Source organism: Sulfuriferula sp. GW1, from assembly GCF_047300855.1.
Lineage (GTDB): Bacteria > Pseudomonadota > Gammaproteobacteria > Burkholderiales > Sulfuriferulaceae > Sulfuriferula.
Genome location: NZ_CP170197.1, coordinates 2,325,505 through 2,344,063 on the forward strand (window position 1 = coordinate 2,325,505; position 18,559 = coordinate 2,344,063).

At 57.2% G+C, this 18,559-nt stretch carries 21 protein-coding genes; 14 read left to right on the forward strand and 7 right to left on the reverse strand.

What is annotated here, in order from left to right:
* Positions 1 to 12: 12 nt before the first annotated feature.
* Together ACFDAU_RS11335 and rlmM are read right to left on the reverse strand one after the other, a co-directional pair.
* Positions 13 to 831 (reverse strand): MIP/aquaporin family protein, encoded by an 819-nt coding sequence (locus ACFDAU_RS11335; RefSeq protein WP_413437023.1) that lies wholly within the window; start codon positions 829 to 831, stop codon positions 13 to 15.
* Positions 832 to 1,034: 203 nt separating this feature from the next.
* Positions 1,035 to 2,096: a 23S rRNA (cytidine(2498)-2'-O)-methyltransferase RlmM gene (gene rlmM / locus ACFDAU_RS11340; RefSeq protein WP_413437024.1), complete on the reverse strand. Its 1,062-nt coding sequence runs from the start codon at positions 2,094 to 2,096 to the stop codon at positions 1,035 to 1,037.
* Positions 2,097 to 2,357: 261 nt separating this feature from the next.
* On the opposite strand from rlmM, the gene ACFDAU_RS11345 reads away from it, so the two are divergent.
* Positions 2,358 to 4,247, forward strand: coding sequence for a pyruvate kinase (locus tag ACFDAU_RS11345; protein WP_413437025.1), 1,890 nt, complete (start codon positions 2,358 to 2,360; stop codon positions 4,245 to 4,247).
* A 49-nt stretch (positions 4,248 to 4,296) separates the two neighbouring features.
* Positions 4,297 to 4,701: a DUF4870 family protein gene (locus ACFDAU_RS11350; protein ID WP_413437026.1), complete on the forward strand. Its 405-nt coding sequence runs from the start codon at positions 4,297 to 4,299 to the stop codon at positions 4,699 to 4,701.
* A gap of 9 nt (positions 4,702 to 4,710) precedes the next feature.
* Here the strand turns inward: ACFDAU_RS11350 and ACFDAU_RS11355 are convergent, their stop codons facing one another.
* The gene (locus tag ACFDAU_RS11355) at positions 4,711 to 5,163 is read right to left on the reverse strand and encodes a YaiI/YqxD family protein (protein ID WP_413437027.1); all 453 of its coding nucleotides are present in this window, start codon (positions 5,161 to 5,163) and stop codon (positions 4,711 to 4,713) included.
* Positions 5,164 to 5,193: 30 nt separating this feature from the next.
* The gene (locus tag ACFDAU_RS11360; RefSeq protein ID WP_413437028.1) at positions 5,194 to 5,739 is read right to left on the reverse strand and encodes a YaeQ family protein; all 546 of its coding nucleotides are present in this window, start codon (positions 5,737 to 5,739) and stop codon (positions 5,194 to 5,196) included.
* 99 nt (positions 5,740 to 5,838) lie between these two features.
* Here ACFDAU_RS11360 and ACFDAU_RS11365 point away from each other — a divergent pair, with 99 nt between their 5' ends.
* Complete coding sequence (locus ACFDAU_RS11365; protein WP_413437029.1) at positions 5,839 to 6,222, forward strand: tetratricopeptide repeat protein; 384 nt, start codon at positions 5,839 to 5,841, stop codon at positions 6,220 to 6,222.
* 12 nt (positions 6,223 to 6,234) lie between these two features.
* On the opposite strand, the gene ACFDAU_RS11370 is transcribed toward ACFDAU_RS11365, so the two are convergent.
* Positions 6,235 to 6,831: a cupin domain-containing protein gene (locus ACFDAU_RS11370; RefSeq protein ID WP_413437030.1), complete on the reverse strand. Its 597-nt coding sequence runs from the start codon at positions 6,829 to 6,831 to the stop codon at positions 6,235 to 6,237.
* Positions 6,832 to 6,882: 51 nt separating this feature from the next.
* Positions 6,883 to 7,401, reverse strand: coding sequence for a DsrE family protein (locus ACFDAU_RS11375; RefSeq protein WP_413437031.1), 519 nt, complete (start codon positions 7,399 to 7,401; stop codon positions 6,883 to 6,885).
* Between the two features lie 173 nt (positions 7,402 to 7,574).
* Here ACFDAU_RS11375 and rmuC point away from each other — a divergent pair, with 173 nt between their 5' ends.
* The 3 genes from rmuC (at position 7,575) to ACFDAU_RS11390 (ending at position 10,508) form a co-directional block, all read left to right on the forward strand.
* Positions 7,575 to 8,960 (forward strand): DNA recombination protein RmuC, encoded by a 1,386-nt coding sequence (rmuC, locus tag ACFDAU_RS11380; protein WP_413437032.1) that lies wholly within the window; start codon positions 7,575 to 7,577, stop codon positions 8,958 to 8,960.
* Positions 8,957 to 10,129 (forward strand): pyridoxal phosphate-dependent aminotransferase, encoded by a 1,173-nt coding sequence (locus tag ACFDAU_RS11385; RefSeq protein WP_413437033.1) that lies wholly within the window; start codon positions 8,957 to 8,959, stop codon positions 10,127 to 10,129. The genes rmuC and ACFDAU_RS11385 overlap by 4 nt, the downstream gene beginning before the upstream one ends.
* Before the next feature lie 124 nt (positions 10,130 to 10,253).
* Complete coding sequence (locus ACFDAU_RS11390; RefSeq protein WP_413437034.1) at positions 10,254 to 10,508, forward strand: hypothetical protein; 255 nt, start codon at positions 10,254 to 10,256, stop codon at positions 10,506 to 10,508.
* Positions 10,509 to 10,699: 191 nt separating this feature from the next.
* On the opposite strand, the gene ACFDAU_RS11395 is transcribed toward ACFDAU_RS11390, so the two are convergent.
* A complete protein-coding gene (locus ACFDAU_RS11395; RefSeq protein WP_413437035.1) occupies positions 10,700 to 11,533 on the reverse strand; it encodes a JmjC domain-containing protein in 834 nt (277 codons plus the stop codon).
* A 397-nt stretch (positions 11,534 to 11,930) separates the two neighbouring features.
* Between ACFDAU_RS11395 and ACFDAU_RS11400 the strand changes: the two genes are divergently transcribed.
* From ACFDAU_RS11400 to ACFDAU_RS11435, 8 genes are all read left to right on the forward strand, one after another.
* A complete protein-coding gene (locus ACFDAU_RS11400; protein ID WP_413437036.1) occupies positions 11,931 to 12,395 on the forward strand; it encodes a peroxiredoxin in 465 nt (154 codons plus the stop codon).
* Between the two features lie 69 nt (positions 12,396 to 12,464).
* Positions 12,465 to 12,944, forward strand: coding sequence for an FKBP-type peptidyl-prolyl cis-trans isomerase (locus ACFDAU_RS11405; RefSeq protein WP_124705935.1), 480 nt, complete (start codon positions 12,465 to 12,467; stop codon positions 12,942 to 12,944).
* A 102-nt stretch (positions 12,945 to 13,046) separates the two neighbouring features.
* Complete coding sequence (locus ACFDAU_RS11410) at positions 13,047 to 14,015, forward strand: acetyl-CoA carboxylase carboxyltransferase subunit alpha (RefSeq protein ID WP_413437037.1); 969 nt, start codon at positions 13,047 to 13,049, stop codon at positions 14,013 to 14,015.
* A 25-nt stretch (positions 14,016 to 14,040) separates the two neighbouring features.
* Positions 14,041 to 15,336 carry a tRNA lysidine(34) synthetase TilS gene (gene tilS / locus ACFDAU_RS11415; protein ID WP_413437038.1) on the forward strand — a complete coding sequence of 432 codons (1,296 nt, stop codon included), beginning with the start codon at positions 14,041 to 14,043 and terminating at the stop codon, positions 15,334 to 15,336.
* 82 nt (positions 15,337 to 15,418) lie between these two features.
* On the forward strand, positions 15,419 to 15,844 hold the full coding sequence (gene ndk, locus ACFDAU_RS11420) for a nucleoside-diphosphate kinase (RefSeq protein ID WP_413437039.1): 426 nt from the start codon (positions 15,419 to 15,421) through the stop codon (positions 15,842 to 15,844).
* Positions 15,845 to 15,883: 39 nt separating this feature from the next.
* Positions 15,884 to 16,963: a 23S rRNA (adenine(2503)-C(2))-methyltransferase RlmN gene (rlmN, locus tag ACFDAU_RS11425; protein WP_413437040.1), complete on the forward strand. Its 1,080-nt coding sequence runs from the start codon at positions 15,884 to 15,886 to the stop codon at positions 16,961 to 16,963.
* The gene (gene pilW / locus ACFDAU_RS11430) at positions 16,960 to 17,739 is read left to right on the forward strand and encodes a type IV pilus biogenesis/stability protein PilW (protein WP_413437041.1); all 780 of its coding nucleotides are present in this window, start codon (positions 16,960 to 16,962) and stop codon (positions 17,737 to 17,739) included. Before rlmN ends, pilW begins: the two co-directional genes overlap by 4 nt.
* Positions 17,736 to 18,557 carry a helix-turn-helix domain-containing protein gene (locus ACFDAU_RS11435; RefSeq protein WP_413437042.1) on the forward strand — a complete coding sequence of 274 codons (822 nt, stop codon included), beginning with the start codon at positions 17,736 to 17,738 and terminating at the stop codon, positions 18,555 to 18,557. The genes pilW and ACFDAU_RS11435 overlap by 4 nt, the downstream gene beginning before the upstream one ends.
* Positions 18,558 to 18,559: the final 2 nt, after the last annotated feature.

The window sequence follows — 18,559 nt, forward strand, 5'->3', positions numbered from 1 at the left end:
TAGCTTGCCAGGCTATTGCCTATGCGTTTCAGTCCCGGATTCATCAAGGCCTAATGTGCCCTGCGCTGTAAGCGTTCCGGCAGGAGTAGGCTTTCCCTTGAGGATCCATTCGAAGGCGACCCCGATCAGTGCGCCGAGGATCGGCCCCACGATATAGATCCAGGTGGTGCCGAAGTCGCCACGCACCAGATCCGGCGCCAGAGAGCGCACCGGGTTCATCGAGGCGCCGCTGATCGGCGCCGCCCAAAGCCCGGCCAGGACAATGTAGCCGCCCACCGCGATGGCGCCGTTGGTGCCGATGTTGCGTGCCCCCGAAGCTGTGCCCAGTATCGTGTTCACCAGTCCGGCACTCAGCACCACTTCCATTGCCAATGCCTGCAAACTGCTTATTCCGTTACCCGGAAGCGTTGCCCCCAGCGCACCGACCGTACCAAACATGGCGCGCAGGAACAGCGCCGCCGCGATACCCCCCGCCAACTGCGCCAGGATATAGCCGGGTACTCGCCGCCACGGGAAATTGCGCCGCACGGCAAACGCCAGGGTCACCGCCGGATTCAGATGGGCGCCACTTACCGTGCCCATGAAATAGATAATCGCCATCACCATGAGACCGGGTGCAACCACCTGCATGCCCAGGGTGACCGCTCCATGACTCTGGGCCGCGACCACCCCGCCGCCGGCGGCCACCATGACGAGCAGGAATGTGCCCCAAACCTCGGCAAACAGACGCCGCCATTCAAGTGCCGGGTCGAGGAAGTCGGGCGCTGATATGAGCCCGACCATGCGCTGTTTCTGCGCTGTATCCAGCCGTTTTTTGCGAAATGCTGTCATGCACACCTCCGCTCGTTTCAGTTACATGGATGCGGCTGGATTTATCCTGGAAAAAGTTGAAGCCTGCGAGTGTAGTGCAGGGTTTTGAGGAGAACCGTTTTTTCTCCTGACGGGTAAGTCTGGAACAGCCACCCATATGGTGTTCCCTACACGTATTATTTGGCTAGCCGATTTCAGGTTTATCCGGGTAACAGGAGTTGGTTTCATGCCTTGTCACGCATCAAGCACAGCGTCACTTCCTCGCGGTCATGGTATAGCTGCTTGATCTGCAAGGTATAGTTGATGTCTTCCCGCTCCAGCCGTTTGGCGATGATTTCTTCACAGCGGCGCACTTCTTCCAGGCGTTTTTTCATCGGCAGCTTAAGGTTGAAAATGGCGTGTCGGGCATGGCCGCGAGCGATCCATTCCGCCACCAGTTGGGCGACACGCGACGGGCTTTCTACCATGTCGCATACCAGCCAGTTCACTGGATGGTGCGGTCGATAGGTGAAGCCGTCGCCGCGCACATGCTCGACCATTTCGGTGGCCATTGCCGCTGCGGCCATCGGGCCATTGTCGACGGCCGTCACGCGGATACCACGCTGTGCCAGCACCCACGCCCAGCCGCCGGGCGAAGCGCCCAGGTCGACCGCGCGCATCCCGGCCTTGAGTTCATGCGCGTTGCTGTCGTCGAGAAATACCATCAGCGCTTCCGCCAGCTTGCCGGCGGAACGGCTCGGAGCGTCGCGCCCTACGCGCACGCGCGGGATACCCATGAACCACGGTGCGGAATTGGCTGGATCGGAAATGCCCGCATACGCTGCATCGTCGGCCACAAAACACACATGCAGGCGCGGCGCGCTCCCGCCGGAAACAAACTGGCGGTTTTTTTCCAGCGCCGCGGTAAGCGGGCGGGTAAAACGGCCACAAAAACCCAGGCGTGTTTTGGCTGCATCGGTGTCAGGCGTTTCCACCCATACTTCGGAGTAGCGCGGCGCAAGCTGGGTCACAACCGCCTTAACTGCGGTGAGGCGGTCGCCCTCGGGCATGCCCTGGATCAGCGGCGCGACTTGCACCCACTGGCGCGCAAAAATGAGCCGTGCGAAAGACAATTCACTGATAATCAGCGCAATTTCATCCTGCGTTTCAGCCTGGAACAAGACCCAGCCGGTTTGCTCGGCGGCTTTGACGTAGCCATTCACGCCCAGCTCGGTCGCCCCTGCCATGATTTCGCCGGCGCATTCTTTTTCGAACCCGGCGCGACAATAGAGTAGCAGTGCATTCATGCTGCCCATGGAAATTCCTTTATTCGATTAACGGAGTGTTTGTCTGGCAACGGGGTGAGCCGCCGCGGTGATGGGTTGCGCTGCTCGCCATACGGCCAATTCCACAGTGCGCTATATCCGCCAGTATAACCGGCTGCATGGCTCGCCGGGTGAGGGGACGGTTGCCATGGCACTCCCGATGCCATTTTATCGTAACCATTTTTTCACAAATCACCCCCAGACTAGGATGGTTGTTCGGAATTTGCGCATCAACCAGAGTGAATGAATATGCAGCCAATGGATAACGCTACCGGGAAAATCAAAAATCTGGCGCATCGCCTGCAGGAATTGCGCGACGCCACCCTGGCAACCCAGCAGCAATTGATGGAACGCTGGCATCCGCATTTGCACCATCGGCATTACCTGCCCAGCGCTGCAAACCTGGCCGCCTATATCGGCCTGAGACGGCATGATTTGCGTGAACTGCAAGCTGCCCTCGCCGCTGTGGGGCTGTCCTCGCTGGGGCGCTGCGAAGGCCATGTAATGGCTACACTGGATGCAGTGAGTTATGCGCTGGCGATGATGAATGGCGCGCCACCGCTGCCCTGCCCGGTGCATGAAACCAGCCACGCCATGCAGCATGACCGGCTGCTGTTGCGCCACAACACCGACCTCCTGTTCGGAAAACATCAAGGCAAGCGCAGCACGCGGATCATGGTGACACTGCCGAGCGAAGCGGCGGACGATCACCCTGTGGTGCGCGATATGCTCACGCTGGGCATGGACTGTGCACGCATCAATTGCGCTCACGACACCCCTGCAGGCTGGGAAAAAATGGTCGCCAACGTTCGCCAGGCAGAGCACGAAACCGGGCGTCCCTGCCGCATCATGTTCGACCTGTCCGGCCCAAAACTGCGCACCGGCGAGATCGCACCCGGCCCCGAGGTTTTGCATGTCAGGATCAAGCGCGACGACCTCGGGGATCGGCTTTACCCCACCCGGATCATCCTCGACGGCACGGGCAGCCCAGGACAGCCAGCCACCACCGACAAGCTGGGCAAGGCGTCGCCCGCGCGCCTGAGCGTGCCTGCCAGGTGGCTGCACAAACTCAAGCCCGGCGACAAAATCAGGTTCCATGACATGCGCAAGCGAAAACGTGAATTCGTCGTGGAACAGCGCCTGTCAGTCACGGAAGTACAGGTAAGTTGCGAGGACGGGGCCTATATCGCACCCGGCACCGTCCTCGAACGGATCACCGAAAAAAAACAGCACGGCCAGTCAGGCAAAACCGCCAGCGGGGATTTTCTGGCGCCCCCGATGCGCATCCATTTGCACAAGAACGACGCGCTGCTGCTCGCCCGCGATCCCTCGCCGGGCCACGCCGAGCGGCGCGACAAAGCCGGACACATCCTCTCCCCCGCGCGCATTCCATGTAGCGAGCCCGAGGTTTTTGCCTTTCTGGAGGCAGGCCATGCGGTATGGATAGACGACGGCCGCATCGGCTGCGTGATCGAGCGGGTCGACGCGGAGGGCGCGTGGCTGCGAGTCACGCAGGTGCGCCCGGAAGGGGAACATGTCGGTGCGCAGAAAGGGCTCAACTTCCCCGACAGCCATTTGCTACTGCCCGCACTGAGCGAAAAAGACCTGCGCGACCTGGATTTTGCCGTGCAGCATGCCGACATCATCGGCCTGTCGTTTGTGCAGAGTGCGGATGACCTGGACCGGCTTGCTGAAGCTTTGAAACAACGCAATGCCGGCGCCCTCGGCATCATCGCTAAAATCGAGACGCGTCAGGCGGTAAAGAACCTGCCGGAAATCATCGTGCGCGGCGCGGGGCATGGCCCGTTCGGCGTGATGATCGCGCGCGGCGATCTGGCCGTGGAGATAGGCTACGAACGCATGGCGGAGATTCAGGAAGAAATGCTGTGGTTATGCGAGGCTGCCCATATCCCGGTGACCTGGGCCACCCAGGTGCTGGAAAGCCTGGTCAAACTGGGTCTGCCGTCACGCGCCGAAATCAGCGACGCTGCGATGTCCGGACGCGCCGAATGCGTGATGCTGAACAAAGGTCCCTATATCCTGCATGCGCTGTCGGTACTGGATGACATTGTTACCCGCATGCAGGCGCACCTGGACAAAAAGACCTCGCAATACCGGGCATTGCACTGGTAAAACACGCGTTATACTGAAGCTCGCTCAAATGTGTGCACTGGAGTCCAAGATGGCTGAAAACATGATTGAGTCCGGCAATGCGCCGGCAGATGGCCTGGTGACGATCACCCATGTGATTTATGGTCTGCATGCATTCACCGTGATCACCGGGCTGCTGAGTCCGATGCTGATCGTGACGGCATTCCTCACCGGCTGGCCGTCGATCCTGGCAGTGGTGCTCAACTATATCAAGCGCAGCGAAGCGCGCGGCACCTATCTGGAATCGCACTTCCGCTGGCAGATCCGCACTTTCTGGTTTGCCTTGCTGTGGGTGGTGGTGGCAGGACTGCTGATGTTAACGCTGATCGGCATTCCGCTGGCGATTGCGGTCGTCTCCATCGCCGGGCTGTGGGTGCTGTACCGCGTGGCGCGCGGCTGGTTAAGGCTTAACGACAAGCTGGCGATGCCGGTATAGCCCTACGGATTATGGCTGGCGTTGACGCGCCAGGAACTTATCCAGCTGGTTGGCAAACGCCTGGCGGTCACTATTTGAAAAGACCGCTGGGCCACCAGTCTGAATACCGCTGCCGCGCAATTCGTCCATGAAGTTGCGCATGGTGAGTAAAGCCTGGATCGTTTCCTTGCTGTAAAACTCGCCTCTGGGGTTGAGCGCGTGCCCGTTTTTTTCGATGACGTCCGCCGCCAGCGGAATATCAGCGGTAATCACCAGGTCACCCGCTTGCAGCCGCTGCACAATCTCGTTATCTGCCACATCGAAACCCCCGGGTACCTGCAGCGCGCGGATATACGGCGAAGGCGGCGTGCGCAGCAACTGGTTAGCTACCAGGGTCATGGAAATCTGCGCCCGCTCGGCGGCGCGAAACAGGATATCCTTGATGACGCCCGGACAGGCGTCGGCATCTACCCAGATGTGCATGACTGAACCCCGGCAATCAATGGCGCACTTTCAGGCCGGCGCCTGCAGCACGACGAATTCCACCGCCACCGTTTCGGCGTCGCTGGACAGCCAGATTGCGCCGTCTTCTATCGTACAACTGAGCTGCATGTTGCGCTGCGCCAGTTTTCCAAGCGCCTGAGTGACTGGTAATGGCAAATTAATTACGGTCAGGTTTTTCAGCCGCGCAAGCTTGGAGCTGATGGCAGCCCACCACAGGTTGGCGCCATGGGCACCATACGTGTAAATCGCTACCTGATTCGCACGGCCGCTAGCTTTGAGGATGCGTTTTTCATCGGGCAGGCCCACGTCTATCCAGAGATCAATCGCACCGGTCAGATCCTTTTGCCATACATCCGGCTCATCCGCCTCGGAAATGCCTTTGGCGAACGTCAGATATTCGTGTGCGTGACGGGCGAAAGCCAATACACGCACCATCATGCGCTCGTCGGTCTCGGACGGATGGCGCGCAAGGGTCAGCGCATGGCTGGCATAATAGTGCCGGTCCATATCGGCGATTTGCAGGTCGGCTTTGAAAATGGTTGCTTTGAGTGCCATGGGCCAGGAGTTTTTAGCGACGTGGAAGCGCGACAGTTTAGCTGATTCACGCGCATGCGCGCAGAGCCGGGTAAAATTCGCCCAACACAAGGAATGCAGATGGATATTATCGAACTCGCCGGCTACGGCCCGCTGAAAAAGCTGCTTGAAGCCGCACAGGGCGGCGACGTGACCGCACAATACAACCTCGGCGTGATGTATTTCGAAGGCAAGGATGCGCCGCAGGATTATCTCGAGGCCGCCAAATGGTACGGCGCGGCTGCCGATCGGGGCGACCGCCAGGCGCAGTTCAACCTGGGATTGATGTTTTACCGGGGCGTGGGTGTGCCGAAAAACCTGGTGCATGCCTACGAATTATTCAGTCTGGCTGCCGCGCAAGGCGATGAACGCGCCAAACAGGGCATGGCGGCAATCCTGCGCGAGGCCGCGCCGGAACAGCTTGCGGAAATCCACGCGCTTGGCACTGGTTCACGCAAGCACTGAAATATCGCGGTTTCAAGTTGCGACGTCCAGGTGCCCTACCTTGACCAGGATGATACAGCCCGGCTCGCTGAACGGCTGATGCATGCTCAAATGCGGGCTGCGCAGCCACATGCCGGGACCGTAATCGCCGAACTCATCCTGAAACACACCCTCCAGCACCAGAATCTCCTCGCCGCCGAATTCGGACAGCGGCAGCACTTGCAATCCCTCCACCAGCCCCGGCAGCCACTGCGCTTCATGGGTGTGGATGACCACGCGCTGGGTGTCGCCCGGCTGCATGTAGCGCAGTTTTACAAACAAGGTGCAGCCGCTGCGGCTGAACGGACGGTGCGCCGAGCCGGGCGGATTTTTCAGATAAGTGCCTGCCGGATAGACGCCGTATTCATCCTCGAAAATACCTTCCAGCACCAGGATTTCCTCGCCCTGCGGATGCGTGTGCGCATCAAACCCGGCTCCAGGCTGATAGCGCACTATCGAAGTGGCGCGCGCCGCTTCCGCGCCGTTGCGTTCCAGCATGCGGCGCGCCACGCCGGGCAGCGGCGAATCCATCCAGGGCAGTTGGGCGGGGTCAACCAGTGCACGCTGGCTGTGGTCTGCATTGATAATCATGAGCAATGAATGAATCCGGATTTGAAACAGTTTCGATTTGGCGAACGTCCATTAAAAACGAATATAGGCATAACCACGCTGCTGCAAGTCAATCAGGCGGGTGTAGGCATCATGGACGATCACCACGCCGGGCAACAGATCTTCCGGTGTGAATCCCTTGGCGCGCATGGTGACGTTACAGATTTCCACGCTCACGCCATGCTGTATCAGTTCGGCCACCACCTGGCTGTTTGGGTTGTAGGCAAATGGGTCTTTTTTGTCACGCTGATAAGCCGGGTCATTGAGCAGCCAGTATGCCGTTGGGCCATGCAGTACGATGCTGATATGCAACTGATCCTGCGGGATACCCAAGGATTTATATGCCTCCAGCAGGCCGCGCAGATAATACAGCCCCTTGCCGATCCCGGCCTCCCACACATCGTCCTTGTCGTCGTATACAACCTTGATGTCGGTGCGTTTTTGCACGCCGATTATGTCTGCTTGCTGCGCTGCTGCAGCAGCCGTAACGGGTGCGATTCCAGACAGGCAGCCGATCAACAGGCAAAAAATCAGGCCGGTTTGACGCATCATCTTCATTCTCCTCTTGTTTAAACGCGTTAAACATAGCTTGATTCGTCCGCCTGTGCCAGTCGTAATTTCCAGCAAGATTTCCTATGCCAATGCGTCCAAACTGATTTGCTACGGGAAATTTGCCATACGGCTTCCGTGACGCGCGCGGTTATAATTCCCCGACTGGAGGAATCATGCTGGAAATCGTCATTGCCCTAGCGGCGCTCATTATCGTTGCTGTGCTGCTATGGCTCGGGTTCAAAATCAACGCACTGACGCAGGCACAGGCTGCCCTGCCAAGCATGCTTCAGGAGGGTCTGGAAACACGCCACCGAACCATGCTCACCGATTTACACAACGGCCTGGCGAATCAGTCCGATCGCACTCAGAGTGCATTGACCGAGGTATCCGAGCGTCTGCGCCACACCGTAGCAGGTGAACTGACTGCCACGCGCGAAGCGGTGCTGGCGCTACAGCACGCGCAGACCCGCGAGCTCGCGGACAGCCGCACCGCGCAAAATGCGCAGCTGGCGGATTTTTCCGCCAAAATTCAGGCCGTGCAGGCCGAGACCCTCGCCCAGACTTTGCAAACATTGGCCAAACAGGGTCGCGAAGAACAGGCGTTGATCCAGACTACCATGCAAAATGCCACCACCCAGCTATCGGCCTCGGTAGAGGCCCTGGCAAAGAGCGTGGATGCGCGTCTCGCGGAAATTTCCGGCAAGGTCAGCGAACGCCTCGATGAAGGCTTCAAGAAAACCAACGAGACCTTTGCCAATGTAATGGCGCGTCTGGCCACCATCGACGAGGCGCAAAAGAAAATCGACGGACTGTCCAGCAACGTGCTCACCCTGCAGGAACTGCTTGGCGACAAGCGCTCGCGCGGCGCGTTCGGCGAGGTGCAACTGGAAGGACTGGTACGCAATATCATGCCGCCGGATGGGTACAGTTTTCAGACCACATTATCCAACGGCAGCCGGGTGGACTGCCTGCTGGTACTGCCGGAACCGACCGGACGCGTGGCTGTGGATTCGAAATTCCCGCTGGAAAACTATAACCGCATGTTTGCCCGCGACGCCGCCGAAGCCGATCGTACCCTGGCCACGCGTGCATTCAAGGCCGACGTGAAAAAGCACGTGGATGACATTGCCGCCAAATACATCATCGCAGGCGAAACTTCGGACGGCGCGGTGATGTTCGTGCCGGCCGAGGCGGTGTTCGCCGAAATCCACGCCTACCATTCGGACCTGGTCGAATACGCCATGAGCCGGCGCGTGTGGATCGTCTCGCCAACTACACTGATGGCGGTACTCAACACCGCGCGCGCAGTGATCAAGGACGTGGAAACACGGCGTCAGGTACACATCATCAAGGACGAACTGTCCAAGCTGGGCAAGGATTTTTCCCGTTTCGACGTGCGCATGAAAAAACTCGCCGATCATATTCGCCTGGCCAATGAAGACGCCACCGAAGTCCACATCAGCAGCCAGAAAATCAGCAAGCGCTTCAGCCAGATTGAATCGGTGGACCTGGAGCATTTGCAACCCGCAGCGCCATTACTGCCCGACGCCGAAGCATGAATACATCGCACCCGCGCATTGCCGCACGCATGGCAGACATCGCACCATTTCATGTGATGGACATCCTGGCACGCGCGCGCCAGATGGAGGCACAAGGGCGTTCGATCATCCATCTGGAAATCGGTGAGCCGGACTTCCCCACTCCGTATCCGATAGTCGAGGCAGGCATCGCAGCACTGGAGCAGGGCAACCTGTATTACTCGCCTCCACTCGGTCTGCCGCAGTTGCGCAGCGCCATTGCCGATTATTACGCGCAACACTATGGCGTGCAGCTCAGTCCACAGCGCGTGGTCGTCACCCCCGGCGCGTCCGGTGCGCTGCTGCTTGCACTGGGCGTGCTCGCCGATCCTGGCGATAGCGTATTGCTGGCCGATCCAGGCTACCCATGCAATCGCCATTTTGCGCGCTTCATCGAAGCGCGCACGCTGGCCGTACCGGTGGATGCGGATACCGGATACCAGCTCACACCCGAACTGGTTGAGCGTTACTGGACACCCGCGGTCAAGGTCGTGCTGCTGGCTTCGCCGTCCAATCCCACCGGCACCGTCGTGCCGGATGCTGACGTGCGTGCCATTGCCGCTCTCTGCGCCGCGCGCGGCGCAACCCTGATTGTGGATGAGATTTACCACGGACTGATTTACGAAGGCAGCCATCACACGGCGCTGGCGCACTCGGATCAGGTGTTCGTGGTGAACAGTTTTTCCAAGTACTTTCAGATGACAGGCTGGCGGCTGGGCTGGCTGGTAGCACCGGAGTGGGCAATGGAAGCACTGGATCGGCTGGTGCAAAACCTGTACCTTGCCGCCTCCACGCCTGCGCAATACGCCGCCCTTGCGGCCTTTACGCCTGCCACACTTACCATTCTGGAAGCACGCAAGACCGAGCTGAAAATACGCCGCGATTATCTCGCCAGCGCATTGCGCGATCTTGGTTTTGATTTACCCGATCTACCGCAAGGTGCATTCTATTTATATGCAGGTTGCGGACGATTTAGCCAGGACAGCTGCGCTTTTGCAGCGCAGATTCTGGAACAAACCGGTGTTGCCATCACCCCGGGGGTGGATTTTGGCACGTACCAGGCACAGCGCTTCGTGCGATTTGCCTACACAACTTCATTACCCAATTTGCAGGAAGCAATGCGACGGCTGCGCGAATTTCTCCCGTCCTGAAAATCACAAGCGCCCAAATCCTTCGCGGGATAGCAAGTATTCAGGACGAAAAAAAACCGGCCCTAAGGCCGGTTTTTTAACAGCAGATGAGCTTGCTGGATTTATTACTTGGCTGCAGGAGCAGATGCATCCGGTGCTGCAGGAGCTGGAGCGGCAGCGTCAGGAGCAGGAGCGGCAGCGTCAGGAGCCGGTGCAGCAGGAGCAGCTGCATCAGGAGCTGGAGCAGGAGCGGCTGCATCAGGAGCCGGTGCAGCAGGAGCAGCTGCATCAGGAGCCGGTGCAGGAGCAGCGGCTTCTTCTTTTTTACCACAGGCAGACAGAGAAACGGCTAAAAGAGCGGCGAGCAGGATGGAATGTTTCATTTATGTTCCCTCGTTAAAAATAATGACAAGCAACCACATTAAGATCGGCCCAAAGTCATTTATGATGACCGACGGGCAAAATTCTAGCAAAATTCAAGAAATATACTAGGGGTATATGGTATTTCGTAAGGTTTTATTTTACACCCGGATTACGAAAAAATCTCTCGTTTTTCATTAATTCTATATATCACGACAATCCTTAGTCATGTTAGTCATGTTTAGCACCTGGCAACAGAAAACCATCGAGATAGAATTCATATAGCAATGGCAACAAATCCATTTCCACTTCTGCAGATACCAACTGGCGTCTATCAGCCAATATCTGCAACGCGGTACGGCTGCCCGCTTTCCTTATGCCGATACACTCTCCATTCAGAAAGAAATTGCCGTTTCGAAACAGCATCTGTGACTGAGGTGCCAGGCGCACGCCAATTTTCTGCGCCTGCCGGTTGAAACTTGACTTACTTAATGGATTGCCTGGCGCCTCAAAAAACAGATGCGGTTTGGGCTCGGTAAGGTAGCATCCCAGAAAATCCACGACCTCTTTTTGAGTCCAATGAATACGTTCCAGCATCATTTCGACCTGCTCCAGCATTGCATCACTGATTTGAGCAGGGTGTTTTTGCAAACTCAGTTCCGGATCCTGATACATACCGGTTAATTCGATTCTATCCTGCAAATACACCAGAAACTGGGTAGCGATTTCCTGCACGCTGGGGGAGCGGAACCCGATTGAATAAGTCATGCATTCACCTACAGCGACGCCATTGTGTGCGTAACGCGGAGGTAAATACAGCATATCCCCTGGATTCAGCAACCACTCCTGCTCCGCCTTGAAATGACGCAGAATTTTTAATGGCGCGCCAGGCACCAGGTCAAGCTTGTCTTGCGCGCTGATTTGCCAGAGACGCTGCCCCTGGCCCTGCAACAAGAACACATCATAAGAGTCGAAATGGGGACCTACGCCACCGCCATCAACAGCATAGCTCACCATCAAATCATCAAGCCGCGCATGCGGGATGAAATTGAAACGCGCAAGCAAGGTTTCAGCAGCATCCAGATGGTGATTGAGCTCCTGCACCAGCAGTGTCCAGGGCTGTTTTCCAATGCGTTTGAAATCCGTCCTGGTAAAGGGCCCGTGCTGCAATTGCCAGTCCTGTTTTTTTTGTCGTATCAACCGGGCTTGAACATCGTCCTCACACGATAAGGCGATGAGCGCATCAGGGTTAATCAGACCTGCGAATCCGGGCACTGCATTGCGGACCAGCAAGGGCTTTTTTTGCCAGTATTCGCGCAAAAATCGGGTGGGGCTAATACCACCAAGCAAGTGTTTTTCCATGCGCCGATTATAACGCCACAGCCAACCAGATTACCCACAGTCAAATTTTGAAATGGGTTAAAATCCGCTCATTGCGGAGCAATCGCACATCGAGGTCAGCATGTTGCAGCCAGGTCAAATCGCGCCAAATTTTAGCTGTGTCGATGCCGACATGGAATTCGTCAAGCTGGCAGATTACAAAGGCCTTGCAAACGTGGTGTTGTATTTTTACAAACGCGACAGCGCGCCCAGCTGCCTGCAGGAAAACATCGAATTCAGTGATCTAGCCGCTGACTTCGCCGCCCTTGATACTGTGCTTTTTGGGGTGTCACGGGATGATTGCCTCAGTCATGCAGCGTTCCGCGACCAGCACGGCATCAACATACGCCTGCTGGCAGACAAGGATGCAGTGGTATGCCATAAATACTGTATTTTGCATGATAGAATAATAGATGGTGTAAGCCGTAAAAGCGCCCTGCGTTCTACCTTCATCATTGATAAGCAAGGCATAGTACGTCATGCCTTGTACGACGTGGCAAGCAAAGGGCACGCTCAGCAAGTACTGGCATTAGTCAAACAACTCTGATTCAGAGTGTGGCATTCAGCCCGTGCCATACCACTTACATTGATCATCCACTGGCCTACCGAGGACATTATGCAAATTGCCAAAGACACCATCGTCACCATTTCCTACCAGCTCACCAATCTTGCAGGCGATATTCTGGAAAAAAGCAGTGAACCTGTAAGCTACCTGCACGGCGGTTACGACGGTATTTTCCCGACTGTGGAAGAAGCGCTGCAAGGCAAGCAGGAAGGTGACGACATCGAAGTCACTCTGGAGCCGGAATATGCCTTTGGCGAATACGAAGCCGAATTGGTGCGCGCCGAACCGCGTCACCTGTTTCCGGCGGAAATAGCAGTGGGAATGCAGTTTGAAGGTGCGGCCGAAGGCACAGAGGAATTCATGCTCTACACCGTTACCGAACTGACCGAAGATACCGTGATGGTGGATGGCAATCATCCGCTCGCTGGGCAAACACTCAAATTCTCCTGCCATGTGGATAACGTACGCGCAGCCAGCGCAGATGAAATCACCCACGGTCACGCCCACGGCGAACACGGGCATCATCATTAACATTAACACAACGACTGCCAGCGGACGGCATTGTCCACGGTGCGATTCTGTCTCGCACTTGAATCAGCTACAATGCCGCTTTTTTCACGGCCCTGACTGCCTATGAAAACCACTTTTCTGGATTTCGAGCAGCCGATTGCCGAGCTGGAAGCCAAAATCGAAGAACTGCGCTATGTGCAGGACGATTCTGCGCTGGACATCTCGGAAGAAATCGGCCGCCTGCAAAAAAAGAGTGAAAAACTTACCAAAGACATTTATGCCAAGCTCACCCCTTGGCAGATTTCCCAGGTAGCACGCCACCCGCAACGTCCATACACGCTCGATTACGTAGGTGCGCTGTTCAGCGATTTTGAAGAGCTGCATGGCGACCGCACCTTCGGCGACGACCCTGCAATTGTAGGTGGGCTGGCGCGATTCAATGGCCAGAGCGTGATGCTCATTGGCCACCAGAAAGGCCGCGACACCAAGGAAAAAATCTACCGCAATTTCGGGATGCCACGTCCCGAAGGTTATCGCAAGGCCCTGCGCCTGATGCGCCTGGCTGAAAAATTCGGCATACCCGTAATGACCTTCGTTGATACACCGGGGGCCTACCCCGGCATCGGTGCGGAGGAGCGCGGGCAGTCCGAAGCCATCGCCCGCAACCTGTTTGTCATGGCGGAGCTAAAAACCCCCATACTGTGCACCATCATCGGCGAAGGCGGCTCCGGCGGCGCATTGGCGATAGGTGTGGGCGACCAGACCATGATGCTGCAATATTCTACTTATTCGGTGATTTCGCCGGAAGGTTGTGCCTCTATTTTATGGAAAAGCGCCGACAAAGCGCCCGTCGCAGCCGAGACACTGGGCATTACCGCACCACGCCTGAAATCTTTCGACCTGGTTGATCGCATTGTGGACGAACCTCTGGGTGGCGCGCATCGTGATCCGGCGCTAATGATGCAATCCATGAAAACAGCTTTACAGGACGCGTTGGACAGCCTCACCAGCCAACCTCTCGACGCCCTGCTCAAGACCCGCTACGAGCGCCTGATGAGCTATGGTCGATTCAAGGAAATGCCCGCAAAGTAATTTACTGGAAACAGTACGAGCGCAATTGACTCGATACGTCAAACCTGGTGCAAGCATCACTCTGGGTTTGAGCGGCGGTGTGGATTCGGTTGTGTTGCTCGACCTGCTGGCGCGCCTGGCACCCGATCTTCCCTTCCATCTCAGTGCCATCCACGTCAACCATCAGATCAGCCCCCACGCAAAAGACTGGGCGGATATCTGCCAAACGCTCTGCACACGCCGTCATATTCCACTACGGATGCATACCATCCATATTGAAGACGCCGCAAAACTTGGTCTGGAAGCGGCCGCACGGCGTGCGCGCTATGCCGAATACGCGCAACTGGATACGGACTTCATTGCGCTGGCTCAGCATCGCGACGACCAGGCCGAAACACTCCTGCTGCAGTTGCTGCGCGGTGCCGGGGTCAAAGGACTGGCGGCGATGCCTGTGTTACGTGAAGCGACCAATCATCCCGCCTATATACGCCCGCTTCTGGATATCGATCGCAGCGAGATTGAGGCCTGGGCGAGACAACATGCGCTGCAATGGGTGGAAGACGAAAGCAACCAGGACACCCATTTCAACCGCAATTTTTTACGCCATCGCGTGCTGCCGCAATTGGGTGAACGATTCCCGGCATGGCGCGCCACGCTTGCCAGGAGCGCGCAAAACCTTGCCGAAGCTGCCGACCTGCTCGATCAGCTCGCCACGCTCGACGCGACAGACAGTATCCGCAACCAGCGCCTGAGTTGCGCTCAACTGGCTGCCCTGCCCGAGGCTCGTGCGCGTAATCTGCTGCGTTATTTTCTCGCGCGCAATGATGTTCCCATGCCCAGTCAGGCACGACTCGCTACCATGCTGGGACAACTCACCCACGCCGGTGCTGATAGCCAGCCATGCATTCTGCACGACCGTTGGGAGTTGCACCGCTACCAGGGATGGGCTCACCTCACAGCCCGGCTACCTTCTCTCGTTGCAAATCTGCAGTGGCACTGGCAAGGCGAAGCGCAGTTGCGGCTCAGAGAACTCGATGGTGTCTTGAAATTAACTCCAGCTATCGGCCAGGGACTGGATCGCACCAAACTCGACCAGGCATCGGTCACGATCCGTTTACGACAGGGTGGTGAACACTTCCGTCCCGACTGCCTGCGTCCGCGCCGTAGCCTGAAAAATTTGTTGCAGGAATACGCCGTCCCGCCCTGGCTACGCGATCGCTTGCCATTACTTTATTGCGGCGAAACGCTGGTGTGGGTGGCCGGAATCGGAACGGATTGTGCGTGGCAGGCCCCTGCCGATACAGCAGGCATCCAGCCCGAATGGAATAACTATACCCGCTAAGCCTTTATTTTATCGGCATTTCGTGGTATTTTAATCAGGATTTTCAACCCCAAAAACCTCTTAAAATTCACGGAGTACCGCAATGGCTGTCGAACGCACCCTTTCCATTATCAAACCCGATGCAGTGGCCAAAAATGTAATCGGCAAAATTTATCAGCGCTTTGAAGATGCCGGGCTGAAAATTATCGCTGCACGCATGATGCACCTGTCCCGCAATGAAGCCGAAGGCTTTTATGCCGTCCACCGCGAGCGTCCTTTCTTCAAGGATCTGGTCGAATTCATGATTTCCGGCCCGGTGATGGTCCAGGTACTGGAAGGCGAAGGTGCGATCCTTAAAAACCGCGACCTGATGGGCGCAACCGACCCGAAAAAAGCGGCTGCGGGTACCATCCGCGCCGATTTTGCTGCCAGCATCGATGCCAACGCGGTGCATGGCTCCGACGCCGCAGAAACCGCTGCAGTGGAAATCGCCTACTTTTTCCCGGCGCTGAACGTTTATTCGCGTTGAACAGTCCTAATCGGCTTACAACTCCACCATCGTTCAGCCATGCTTAACCTCCTCGACTACGACCTGCCAGGACTTGCTGCTTATTTCGCCGAACTCGGCGAAAAGCCGTTTCGCGCCAAACAGGTGATGCGCTGGATGCATCATTTCGGCGCAGCGGATTTCGCTGAAATGAGCGATCTGGCCAAGTCGCTGCGCGAGAAACTGGGGCAACTGGCGACGGTAACGCCGCCCAGCATGATGGCGGAACAGGCGTCTGCAGACGGCACGCGCAAGTGGCTGCTGGACGTAGGCAGCATGAACGGCGTGGAAACCGTATTCATCCCGGATGGCACGCGCGGCACACTGTGCGTGTCATCGCAAGTCGGCTGTGCACTGGAGTGCACGTTCTGCTCTACCGGCCGCCAGGGTTTCAACCGCAACCTGTCGGTGGCGGAAATCATCGGCCAGTTGTGGTGGGCGAACCACGCGATGGGACGCGACCCGAAAGGCGAACGCATCATCACCAACGTCGTGATGATGGGCATGGGGGAGCCGTTGGCGAACTATGCCAACGTGGTCACCGCGCTCAATATCATGCTCGACGACAACGCTTACGGCCTGTCGCGACGCCGCGTGACGGTCAGCACCTCCGGTCTGGTACCGGCCATGGATCGGCTGCGCGAGGATTGCCCGGTGGCGCTGGCAGTTTCCTTGCATGCCCCCAGCGACAAGCTGCGCGACGTACTTGTGCCGATCAACCGGAAATACCCGTTGGCCGAACTGATGGCGGCTTGTCTGCGTTATCTGGAAAAAGCCCCGCGCGATTTTGTCACGTTCGAGTATGTAATGCTGGACGGCATCAACGACCAACCCGAGCACGCACGCCAGTTGATTGAACTGGTGCGTGACGTGCCGTGCAAATTCAACCTGATCCCGTTCAATCCGTTCCCGGATTCCGGTTACCGCTGTTCGCGCGGCGATGCGATGCGCCGATTTCGCGATATGCTGATGCAGGCGGGCCATATCGTGACCATCCGTAAAACCCGTGGCGACGACATCGATGCCGCCTGCGGCCAGCTGGCCGGACAAGTACAGGATAAAACCCGGCGGGTTATGCGCCGAATGGAGGTATCACATTGAACAAGCTTGCTGTTCTGCTCATTACCCTGCTGCTGGGCGCCTGCGCACAACCGCCGGGTGCCGACACGCTCAATTCGCAGCAGACTTCCACCGGGAATGTGAGCGAAGCACAAAATCGCGCACGCGTGCATACCGAGCTTGCTGCCGACTATTTCACACGCACCCAGTATGCAATCGCGCTGGAAGAATTACGTGATGCGATCAGTGCCGATGGCAACTATGCACCGGCTTACAATATGCTTGGCCTTGTCTACATGCAATTGCATGAAGACAAAACTGCAGAAAGCAATTTTCGCCGCGCTATCGAGCTGGCGCCGAACGAATCCGAAACCCACAATAATTACGGCTGGTTCCTGTGCACACGCAATCGTTTCGAGCCAGCCATAGCGCAATTCAATGAGGCGCTGCGCAATCCGCTCTATCCTTCGCCCGAACGCGCACTCACCAATGCAGGAGTGTGTTCGCTGAAAGCAGGTAACCAGACTGCCGCCGAAGCCTATTTCCAACGCGCACTCAAGTACCAGCCCAATCAGCCACAGGCGCTGTCGCAACTCGCTGATATTTATTTTCGCCAAGGCCGTTATACGGAGTCTCGTACGCTGCTTACCCGCTATTTCGATGTCAGCCAGCCCAGTCCGGCAGCACTCTGGCTGGGTGTGCGTCTAATGCGGAAAATGGATGATCGCAATGCCGAAGCAAGTTACGGTTTGCAATTGCGCAAGCGTTTTCCCGATGCACCGGAGACTCATTTGCTGCTGAACGGGAAATACGAATGAACGCAGACGAACAGTCCTCCAGCCAGCACACCATTCAGTCAGTCGGGGCGGAACTCGCCTCCATACGCCAGGCTCAGAATATGAGCGTGAACGATGTCGCCTATCGCCTCAAGCTCACCCCCAAGCAGATCACGGCAATTGAACAGGACGATTTCGCCAGTCTGGGACCAATATTCAGCCGCGGTTTTGTACGTAACTACGCACGATTGCTGCAACGGGATCCGCAACCGTTTCTGGATGCCATGCAGGCCGCTCCTGCCAACCCTGTCGAAGCGCTCGCCATCCATGACGAACAAATTGCGCTGACCGGCAACCTGTCACGCCACTGGTTGAAACTCAGCCTGCTGGCGCTGCTCATCGTGATTGCACTGCCGCTGGCAGTGTATCAATGGTTACGCGCCGGCGACGCACCCAAGGCCACACCCCCATCTCACAGCACAGTGGCGCCGACGCCTCCACCCGTTCCAAAAATCGCTCCAGCACCAGCCGCACCTGCCGTCGAACCACCCACGCCCGTGCAGCCTGCACCACCTGTTTCCCTAGCCACACCACCAGCTGCGCCGGCTACTCAAGCTGAAGGAAGCGGTCACATCCAGATCAATTTTAAACAGGATGCCTGGGTACAAATTACCGACGCCAGCAAGCGGCGCCTCACCTCGCGCATCTATCGTGCCGGAGAAACCGCACAACTCACCGGTGAAGCCCCATTTAGCGCAATCATTGGCAACGCCGCCAACGTCAGCATGACGTATAACGGCAAACCGGTTACCCTCACGCCGCGCCCCGGAACAACAGTCGCGCACCTGACTATCGAGTAAAG

What these genes read in the sequence shown, in the direction of transcription:
- rmuC (WP_413437032.1), top strand. Translation starts at nt 7,575, where the DNA reads ATGCTGGAAATCGTCATTGCCCTAGCGGCGCTCATTATCGTTGCTGTG.
- ACFDAU_RS11335 (WP_413437023.1), bottom strand. Translation starts at nt 831, where the DNA reads ATGACAGCATTTCGCAAAAAACGGCTGGATACAGCGCAGAAACAGCGC.
- rlmN (WP_413437040.1), top strand. Translation starts at nt 15,884, where the DNA reads ATGCTTAACCTCCTCGACTACGACCTGCCAGGACTTGCTGCTTATTTC.
- ACFDAU_RS11410 (WP_413437037.1), top strand. Translation starts at nt 13,047, where the DNA reads ATGAAAACCACTTTTCTGGATTTCGAGCAGCCGATTGCCGAGCTGGAA.
- ACFDAU_RS11400 (WP_413437036.1), top strand. Translation starts at nt 11,931, where the DNA reads ATGTTGCAGCCAGGTCAAATCGCGCCAAATTTTAGCTGTGTCGATGCC.
- ndk (WP_413437039.1), top strand. Translation starts at nt 15,419, where the DNA reads ATGGCTGTCGAACGCACCCTTTCCATTATCAAACCCGATGCAGTGGCC.
- ACFDAU_RS11345 (WP_413437025.1), top strand. Translation starts at nt 2,358, where the DNA reads ATGAATATGCAGCCAATGGATAACGCTACCGGGAAAATCAAAAATCTG.
- rlmM (WP_413437024.1), bottom strand. Translation starts at nt 2,096, where the DNA reads ATGAATGCACTGCTACTCTATTGTCGCGCCGGGTTCGAAAAAGAATGC.
- ACFDAU_RS11370 (WP_413437030.1), bottom strand. Translation starts at nt 6,831, where the DNA reads ATGATTATCAATGCAGACCACAGCCAGCGTGCACTGGTTGACCCCGCC.
- ACFDAU_RS11385 (WP_413437033.1), top strand. Translation starts at nt 8,957, where the DNA reads ATGAATACATCGCACCCGCGCATTGCCGCACGCATGGCAGACATCGCA.
- ACFDAU_RS11355 (WP_413437027.1), bottom strand. Translation starts at nt 5,163, where the DNA reads ATGCACATCTGGGTAGATGCCGACGCCTGTCCGGGCGTCATCAAGGAT.
- ACFDAU_RS11360 (WP_413437028.1), bottom strand. Translation starts at nt 5,739, where the DNA reads ATGGCACTCAAAGCAACCATTTTCAAAGCCGACCTGCAAATCGCCGAT.
- ACFDAU_RS11375 (WP_413437031.1), bottom strand. Translation starts at nt 7,401, where the DNA reads ATGATGCGTCAAACCGGCCTGATTTTTTGCCTGTTGATCGGCTGCCTG.
- ACFDAU_RS11350 (WP_413437026.1), top strand. Translation starts at nt 4,297, where the DNA reads ATGGCTGAAAACATGATTGAGTCCGGCAATGCGCCGGCAGATGGCCTG.
- ACFDAU_RS11365 (WP_413437029.1), top strand. Translation starts at nt 5,839, where the DNA reads ATGGATATTATCGAACTCGCCGGCTACGGCCCGCTGAAAAAGCTGCTT.
- ACFDAU_RS11390 (WP_413437034.1), top strand. Translation starts at nt 10,254, where the DNA reads ATGCATCCGGTGCTGCAGGAGCTGGAGCGGCAGCGTCAGGAGCAGGAG.
- ACFDAU_RS11435 (WP_413437042.1), top strand. Translation starts at nt 17,736, where the DNA reads ATGAACGCAGACGAACAGTCCTCCAGCCAGCACACCATTCAGTCAGTC.
- ACFDAU_RS11405 (WP_124705935.1), top strand. Translation starts at nt 12,465, where the DNA reads ATGCAAATTGCCAAAGACACCATCGTCACCATTTCCTACCAGCTCACC.